Source organism: Streptomyces torulosus, assembly GCF_001419765.1.
Classification (GTDB): domain Bacteria; phylum Actinomycetota; class Actinomycetes; order Streptomycetales; family Streptomycetaceae; genus Streptomyces; species Streptomyces torulosus.
Genome location: NZ_LIRK01000482.1, coordinates 1 through 7,979, shown reverse-complemented (window position 1 = coordinate 7,979; position 7,979 = coordinate 1). Strand labels below are relative to the sequence as shown.

Annotated in this window: 9 protein-coding genes; 3 read left to right on the top strand and 6 right to left on the bottom strand. The window is 70.7% G+C overall.

Going from position 1 to position 7,979, the window contains the following annotated elements:
- The 3 genes from AOK23_RS30350 to AOK23_RS30340 all read right to left on the bottom strand — a co-directional run.
- Positions 1 to 601, bottom strand: a 601-nt coding sequence (locus tag AOK23_RS30350) for an FAD:protein FMN transferase (protein WP_055715785.1), incomplete at its 3' end; no start/stop codon positions are given.
- A gap of 2 nt (positions 602 to 603) precedes the next feature.
- Positions 604 to 999: an FMN-binding protein gene (locus AOK23_RS30345; RefSeq protein WP_055715784.1), complete on the bottom strand. Its 396-nt coding sequence runs from the start codon at positions 997 to 999 to the stop codon at positions 604 to 606.
- Between the two features lie 10 nt (positions 1,000 to 1,009).
- The gene (locus tag AOK23_RS30340) at positions 1,010 to 2,353 is read right to left on the bottom strand and encodes a ferredoxin reductase family protein (protein WP_206336326.1); all 1,344 of its coding nucleotides are present in this window, start codon (positions 2,351 to 2,353) and stop codon (positions 1,010 to 1,012) included.
- A 148-nt stretch (positions 2,354 to 2,501) separates the two neighbouring features.
- On the opposite strand from AOK23_RS30340, the gene AOK23_RS30335 reads away from it, so the two are divergent.
- From AOK23_RS30335 to AOK23_RS30325, 3 genes are all read left to right on the top strand, one after another.
- Positions 2,502 to 3,191, top strand: a complete 690-nt coding sequence (locus AOK23_RS30335; RefSeq protein WP_055715786.1) for a response regulator transcription factor — start codon at positions 2,502 to 2,504, stop codon at positions 3,189 to 3,191.
- A complete protein-coding gene (locus AOK23_RS30330; protein WP_055715782.1) occupies positions 3,188 to 4,633 on the top strand; it encodes a sensor histidine kinase in 1,446 nt (481 codons plus the stop codon). The genes AOK23_RS30335 and AOK23_RS30330 overlap by 4 nt, the downstream gene beginning before the upstream one ends.
- 182 nt (positions 4,634 to 4,815) lie before the next feature.
- Positions 4,816 to 5,592: a polysaccharide deacetylase family protein gene (locus AOK23_RS30325; protein WP_055715781.1), complete on the top strand. Its 777-nt coding sequence runs from the start codon at positions 4,816 to 4,818 to the stop codon at positions 5,590 to 5,592.
- 123 nt (positions 5,593 to 5,715) lie between these two features.
- Here AOK23_RS30325 and AOK23_RS30320 read toward each other — a convergent pair whose 3' ends face one another.
- From AOK23_RS30320 to AOK23_RS30310, 3 genes are all read right to left on the bottom strand, one after another.
- Positions 5,716 to 6,516, bottom strand: a complete 801-nt coding sequence (locus tag AOK23_RS30320) for an NPP1 family protein (RefSeq protein WP_055715780.1) — start codon at positions 6,514 to 6,516, stop codon at positions 5,716 to 5,718.
- A gap of 111 nt (positions 6,517 to 6,627) precedes the next feature.
- Positions 6,628 to 7,731, bottom strand: a complete 1,104-nt coding sequence (locus tag AOK23_RS30315; protein WP_055715779.1) for a zinc-dependent alcohol dehydrogenase — start codon at positions 7,729 to 7,731, stop codon at positions 6,628 to 6,630.
- Positions 7,732 to 7,842: 111 nt separating this feature from the next.
- The coding region (locus tag AOK23_RS30310) for an SDR family oxidoreductase (protein WP_157878199.1) at positions 7,843 to 7,979 on the bottom strand (137 nt) is incomplete at its 5' end.

The following is a 7,979-nucleotide window of genomic DNA, read 5'->3' as shown; positions in this document are numbered from 1 at the left end:
CCGTCGCGGTGGCGTCGGCCTCCGTGAGGGACGCCGCGACGACGGTCAGGCTCAGCAGCCCCGTCGCCGGGCGCCCCGTGCGGCCGTCGAGGATGTGGTCGCCACGTTCGTAGCGCGCGGACGTGGCCACCGCCCCCTCGCCGACCTCCAGGACCGTACAGAGCCGGTCGGCCCGCTCGGGATGGCGTACACCGACCCGCCAGGGCCCGCCGGTCACCGCCACGTCGCCGCCCGCGTTGAGGCAGAGCCGCCGCGCCCCCCGCTCCGTCAGCAGGTCCGCGGCCCGTTGCACGGCCCACCCCTTCACCATGGCGCAGGGGTCGAGCCCGCGCCCCGGCAGCCGTACGTCGAACGCGCCACCGGTCGCCACGCGGTACTCCTCGCACAGGTCGAGGACCTCGGCCAGGTCCGGGCTGAGCTCGTGTGGGGCGAGCTCACCCCGGTCCAGCCGGGACACCTCGCTGTCGGCCCGGAAGGGACTGAACCGGGCGTCGACCTGGCGCAGCCAGTCGAACGCCGGTTCCGCGGCCTCGGCGGTGGTGCCCTCGTCCTCGATGAGCAGGGAGATCGGGAAACCCATGATGTGTTCGACGCGGCGCATGATCAGGCCTTCGCGTCGAGGACGGCCTGGAGGGACTTCCGGTAGGCGCCACTGGTGATGGTGGCGCCGGAGACCGTGTCGATGTCGGCGCTCTGCGCCTCCAGCGTCTCCTCGATCAGCTTCGGCACCGCCGCCTCGGTCTGCGGATGGTTCGGCTGCTGGAGCATCTTGACGGCGGTGATCTTCTCGCCCTTGAAGGTCGCCTGGACCTGGACGGGACCCTTCTCCGTGTCGATGGTGGGGCCCGAGACCACGGTGGAGTCACCGGAGGTGGATGTGGAGGCCGACGGGGCCGGCTCGGCGGTCGCCGTGGTGGTCGTCGCCGTCGAGGGCGCGTAGCGCCACACGGGGACCAGTGCGGCGGCGCTCAGGATCAGGGCGGGTATCGCTCGGTTCACGGTGTCTTCCTCATCCCGCCAGGCTGAAGCGTTCGAAGTGGATCTGCGGCTTGGGCACGTCCAGCTCGCGCAGGCTGCCCAGGACGGCGTTCATCATCGGCGGCGGCCCGCACAGGAACACGTCCCGGTCGGCGATGTCCGGCACCATCCGGGCCAGCTCGCGCGGCGCGAGGAGGTCGGGGACGACGGGGCCCGAGACCAGGTGCAGTTCGGCGCCCTTGTCGAAGGCCAGCTGCTGGAGCTCCTCGTAGAGGACGGCGTCCTGCCTCGTGCCCACCCGGTAGATCACCACGGCGTGCCCCTGGATCTCCTCCAGCAGCGCCCGGATCGGCGTGACGCCGACGCCGCCCGCGATGAGGACCGACTCCGGCCGGGTGCGGTGCATCGCGGTGAACGCGCCGTACGGGCCTTCCGCGAACACGCGCGTGCCGACCTTCACATGGCGCAGCGCGGCGGAGCCCGCACCGGCGGCCTTGGCCGTCAGCCGCAGCTGCTTGCCGTCGGGCGCCGCCGACAGCGAGAACGGGTTGGCCTGCCACCAGCGGTCCCGGGTCAGGAACCGCCACAGGAAGAACTGGCCGGCCCGCGCGGGCATCCGGTCCAGGTCACGGCCGCTCATATAGACGGAGACGACATGGTCGGACTCGTGGACGACGGCCGTGACCCGCAGCTGGTGCCGCCAGTTCCGCCACAGCGGCAGGACCAGCCGGCCCAGGAACACGGCGGTCAGGGCGCTGCCCCACAGCGCGTACCAGTACGCCGTCGCCACCTCGGACGAGGCGAACGTGGTGCCCGCCGCGACCTGGTGCGTGAAGGCCAGCACCACCGCCACATACGTGTACAGGTGGATGAAGTGCCAGGTCTCGTAGGCGAGCCGGCGCCGCGCGTAGCGGGCCGAGACCACGCCGATCACCATGATGATGCCGAGCGCGACGATGGCGCGGAGCACGCCCTCGGTGGTCTCGGCGAGGTCGATCACCTGGTTCACCGGGTCCATGTTCGAGGACTGGGCGTACCCGAAGGCGATGAACACCCCGTGCGCCACCAGCAGCCACAGCACGGAGAAGCCGGTCCAGCGGTGCCAGGAGGTCAGCCGGTCCATGCCGATGCGCCGGTCGAACCAGGGCAGCCGGGCCACCAGCAGCAGCTGGAACGCCATCAGCAGCGCCCCGTACAGGCCGGTGAGGCGGCCCAGCACGATCAGGGCGTTCGAGGCGAAGCCCGCCTGGACGAAGAAGACGGCCACCGCGACCACGTTCGCCGCCAGCACCGCGTACAGACCGGTGCGGGCGACCACTTTGGGGCGCGCTCCCGAGCGGCTCGCGGCCGCGGGGGGTTGTTGGAGAGTGGTCACGCTGACAGCTCCTTGATCGGGTCCGGGGTACGAGCTTGTCCGGACGGCGCTGTCGTTTTACTGTCGGTTAACTTTCAAGTTTTTATCGATCTTCTGGCGAGCCATGAGCGGCTATGGCGGAAGGCGATCGGTGCCGCAGTATGAGCACGTGGAAAAAGTGCGACTTCTCGTGGTGGACGACGATCCGCCCATCGCGGATCTGGTGGCGACCGTCGCCCGCTACGAGGGCTGGGACGCGGTCACGGCGAACTCCGGTGAGGAGGCGCTGCGCCAGGCCGCGGAGTTCCACCCGGACATCGTGGTCCTCGACCTGATGCTGCCCGGCCTGGACGGCTTCGGTGTGCTCGACCGGCTGCGCCAGTCCGGCACGATGGTGCCCGTGGTGTTCCTGACGGCCCGCGACGGCGTCGCCGACCGGGTCGCCGGACTGACCCGCGGCGGCGACGACTACCTGGTCAAGCCCTTCGCCGTGGAGGAGCTGATGGCCCGGCTGCGCACGGTCCTGCGGCGCAGCTCCGGCCCCGGTTTCCAGCGCTCCGTGCTCCAGGTCGCCGATCTGACGATGGACGAGGACACCCGCGAGGTCCGCCGCGGTGAGAAGCTCCTCACCCTCACCCCCACCGAGTACGAGGTGCTGCGCTACCTCATGCGCAAGTCGCCGACCGTCCTCACCAAGGCGCAGATCCTCGACCACGTCTGGGAGTACGGCTTCGGCGGCCGCTCCAACGTCGTCGAGCTCGTCGTCAGCCGGCTGCGCCGCAAGCTCGACGACAGCGGCGAACCGCTCATCCACACCGTGCGCGGCTTCGGCTACGTGCTCCGACAGGCCGCCGAGTGATCGCCCGCCTGAAGGAGACCTATCGCGGCATGCGCCTGGGCACGAGGCTCGCCCTCGGCCTCGGCGCCCTCGCGCTCGTGGTGTTCGCCGTCGTCGGCGGCGCACTGACCATGTACATGCGCGACTACCTGTCGCGCCAGCTCGACGAACAGCTCCATGTCGCCCAGGTCGCCCAGTCCAAGAGCATTGCCGACGACGGCACGCTGGAGGGCAAGAAGTACTGGGGCTGGTACTACGCCGTCTACGACATCAAGGACGGCACCCCCGACCTGCGCACCCCCGAGGATTCGGTCGACCTGCCCCAGGACATCGACGCCTTCACGCGCCTCGCCGCGGACCAGGTCGGCTCGGAGAACGAGATCACCCGCACCGAACGCCTCGAGGGAGCCGGTCTGTACCGGCTGCGGGCCTGCGAGGCCGAACCAGGGGTGATCCTGGTCGGCGCCGCCCCCATGGAGGAGATCGAGGACACCGTCGAGCAGCTGGTCACGATCCAGGTGATCGCGTTCGCCCTCGCCCTCGCCGCCCTCGTCGTGTTCGGCCGGGGCATGCTGCGGCGCGGACTCAAGCCCCTCAGCGACATGGCGCACACCGCCCGCGGCATCACCTCCCACGACCTGACGGACTCGGCACGGCTGCCGGTGCGCCACGACCGCCGCGACGGCGGCCCCGAAGTCGAGGAACTGCGGACCGCGTTCAACAGGATGCTGGAGCACATCGACGACGCGTTCGCCGTCCGCACCGCGGCCGAACAGCGCCTGCGCCAGTTCGTCGCCGACGCCTCGCACGAGCTGCGTACCCCCCTGATGTCCGTACGCGGCTACGCCGACCTGTTCCAGTACGCCGCCGCGCACAGCCCCGAGGAACGCGACAAGCACCTGGCGCGGCTGCGTGCCGAGGCCGCCCGTATGGGGGTGCTGCTGGACGACCTGCTCACCCTGGCCCGCCTCGACGCGGCCGACGTGGAGGCGCCGCTGCGGTGGGAGGAGACCGACCTGGTGGAGCTGGCGCAACAGGCCGGGGACGCCTTCCGGGCGGGGCACCCCGACTATCCGCTGACCCTGACCACGGGCCCCGACCGGGTACGGCTGCGCCTGGACCCGCTGCGGGTGCGCCAGGTCCTCGACAACCTCCTGACGAACGCCGCCGTGCACACGCCGGCGGGCACCAAGGTCCGCGTGGAGGTGTGCGTCGACTCCGGCATGGCAGAGGTGCGGGTCACCGACTCCGGGCCGGGCATCCCGGTCGACGACCAGGAGCGTGTCTTCGACCGCTTCTACCGCGTCGACAAGGCCCGCAGCCGCGACCGGGGCGGCAGCGGCCTCGGCCTCGCCGTGGCCCACTCCCTGCTCCGGGCCCACGGTGGCACCCTCACCCTGACCAGCGCGCCGGGCGCGACGACGTTCACGGTACGACTCCCTCTGGACGACGCGACGGAATAGACCGCGGCCCGGACGTCCTCTCCATGTCGCTTCCACAGGGCGATGTTCGCGCGACCGACTTGTGGGCGGGGCGCAACCGGGGCGGCGTCCCAGCTCACTTGGAACGGGCTGCGCGGACGTGTCCTGCCTCACTGTCGGGGGGTGCCGGGCAACCCGTCGGGGGCTGACCTCTTCTCCTTGATGTGAAGATCTTGAGAAGGCGCCCACGATCACTCATATTCCTGACCCTGGCCGTGGTCGCCGCCGTGACAGCGACCGTCATCCTGGTCGTCCGGGCGAACAGGATGGATACGCTCTCCCCGCGCGAGGAACGGGCCCGGGCAGCGTCCGCGGCGGGCGCACCGTCGGGACAGGTGGACTGCCGGAAGGCCAAGTGCGTCGCCCTCACCTTCGACGGCAACCCGGGTGAACCCACCGCCCGACTGCTGGACCTCCTGAAACGGTACAAGGCGCCGTCGACGTTCTTCCTCGAAGGCCGGCGCATCCACACGTGCCCGGACGTGGTGCGGCGAATAGCCGAGGAGGGCCACGAGATCGGGAACCACACATGGACGCACGCGGTGCTGACCGACGTCTCCGACACCCAGATCCGCGACGAGCTGCGCCGCACCACACGGGCCATCTCAGCGCTCACCGGCCGCGAGCCGACACTGATGCGCCCGCCCCAGGGCCGCACCGACGACCGCGTCTCCAGGATCTCGGCGGAACTGAGGATGGCGCAGGTGCTGTGGACGGTGACCGCGAAGGACTACGAGACGGACGACCCCGCGCTCATCACCGAGCGCGTGCTCGACGGCGCCGACCGCGACGGGATCATCCTGCTCCACCCCCTGCACAAGGGCACCGTGCCGGCCATGCCGTCCATCCTGAAGGCGCTCGGCGACCAGGGCTACACCTTCGTGACCGTCCCCCAACTGCTCGTCCCGGCCAAGGCCGAGCCCGGCCGGATCTACAAGTGACCGACCAGGGCGCGCGACATCGACACCGCGCGCGTCCGAGGCCTTCAAGCACGCGAAAGCCCCCGGCGGGACAGGGGGGATGTCCCGCCGGGGGCGGCTCTGGGCGGCTCAGGGCGGCCGGCGTCAGAACGCGGGGATCGCGCTCGCGGCTCTGGAGTCGGCCTCCCGGGCCTTGTTGATGTTGCTCTGGAGGTTGCCGGTCAGCGGGAAGTTGGCCCGGCCCCACTGGGAGTTCCACAGGGCGTTGCGCGGGGCGTCGGCCATCCTCTGCATGGTGACCAAGGCCGGCTCGTCCCAGCCGCCGTTGCCCCAGGCCTCCGGCGTCTCGCCCCACTTGGCGAAGCGGAAGGCGTGCGTGCTCGCGCCGTCCTTGTGGTAGACGATCTCGACACGGTTGCCGTTCATCGGCACCTCGTTGATCGGGTGGGTGCTGTACCCGCCGTGCCGGGAGGCGGCGAGGAACGCGGGACGCTCCTCGCCCTGCTTCTGGAAGACCACGACGGACTCCCAGTCGTGGCGGTGCCCGAAGGCGTCGGCGCCGTTGAGGGTCTGGTCCTTCTCGAAGTAGAGCGCGTAGACGTATGCGCACCAGCCGTTCTTGCACCAGCCCTGGGAGTAGGTGTTGGCCCGGCCGAGGTGGTTGTCACGGCACTGGCCGGTGATCGACCCGGAGTTGTTCAGACCGCCGTTGAGGTTCCCGTTCGCGTCGACCGCGGCGGCGGGGAAGCAACCGTCGCCGTCGTAGTCGAACAGCGGCATGTACTTCTGCTGGAACGTGTCCGCGTTCCACGGCAGCGGGTTCAGGACGGCGGCGTCGGCGCTGCCGGTCAGGCCGGCGGTCAGTGCGACGACGCTGCTCGCGACGAGCGCGGCCTTGCTCAGGCGGGACGTTCCCTTGGTCTTGCTCTTGACTGCCTGGGACATGCGGGACTTCTCCAGTCGCTCGATCCGCCCGGATTTCCGGCGGTGCGTGATCGAGACTGGAGACCGCGGGGTTGATCAGCAGGCCCCTTTGATCAGGTGAATCAATTCTTTTCAGGACGTCATGTCACGGGGTGTGTCCGTCGTGAGTCTCTCGGGCGTCTCGCGGGAGTCCGGCGCGTCGAACGTGACGACCACCTTCTCCGCGGCGCCCGGTGTCAGCGCCAGTTCGAAGGCCCGCTCGACCTCCGTGGCGGGCACCCGGTGGCTGATGAGCTTCGCGAAACGCTCGTGGTGTTCGACGATCTCCGGGGTGACCTCGAAGATCTCCGTGGGGTAGCCCTGCGAGGCGACAAGGGTCAGTTCGCTGCGCAGCATGCCGCCGAGGTCGATCTCCGAGCCCTTCTTCTGCACCGCGACCATGACGAGCCTCGCGTGCCACTTCGCCGACCGCACCACCGTGTCGAACACGGCGGGGGCCCCGGCCGCGTCGATGAAGATGTCGGTGCTCGGCCGGGGCTGGCCGAGCGCGTTGGCGGCCTGGCCGTGCAGTGCGGTGAGCCGCGCCGCGACGTCCTGCCGCGACGAGTCGATGACGGCGTCCGCGCCGACGGCCAGTGCCTTCTCCAGCCGGGAGGGGATGACGTCGACGGCGACCACGTGCTCGACCCCGCGCAGCTTCAACCAGATGACCGCGCCGAGACCGATGGGCCCGGCGCCGAACACGACGACCTTGTCGTGCGGCTTCGCCTCGGAGCGGTTCACGCAGTGCCGGGCCACGGCCATGGGCTCGTTGAGGGAGGCGACGTCGAACGGCACGGTGGCGGGGAACACCGCCACACTCCGGCCGACCTCGGCGTTCTCGATCAGCAGGTACTCGCTCATCGCGCCGTATCGCCCGCCGCAGCCGATGATCCCGCTCGGCGCGTCCTGTGGGTTGACCACGACCCGGTCGCCGACCGCCAGTCCGGTGACGTCGGCGCCGACCTCGACGACCTCACCGGCCGGCTCGTGACCGAGCGGCACCGGCACGGTCTCGCCGCCCAGATGGGCATGGGCGGGCATGCCTCCCCTGTGGAGGAAGGCGACATCGGTGCCGCAGATGCCGCAGGCACGGACGCGGACGAGGGCGTCCCCGGGGCCGGGCACGGGACGCTCGGCGTCCACCACCTCGACCTTGCCGACACCGGCGGTGCGGACGGACTTCATCGTCGCCATGCGGAGACTCGCTTTCTCGGGCTACGGGCGTACGGGCTGCTGGCCGGGGCGCACGGGCCGCCGGGGTCGTCTGGGTGGCTGGGGTTGCGAGGGTTGCCGGGACAAGGGCCGTCAGACGGCGGACCAGGCGTCGTCCACGGGCAGGACCACACCGTTGACGAAGGCGGCGGCGTCGGAGGCGAGGAAGAAGATCGCGTCCGCCTGCTCCTCGGCCGTGCCGAGGCGGCCGATGGTGGCGCCGATCAGGC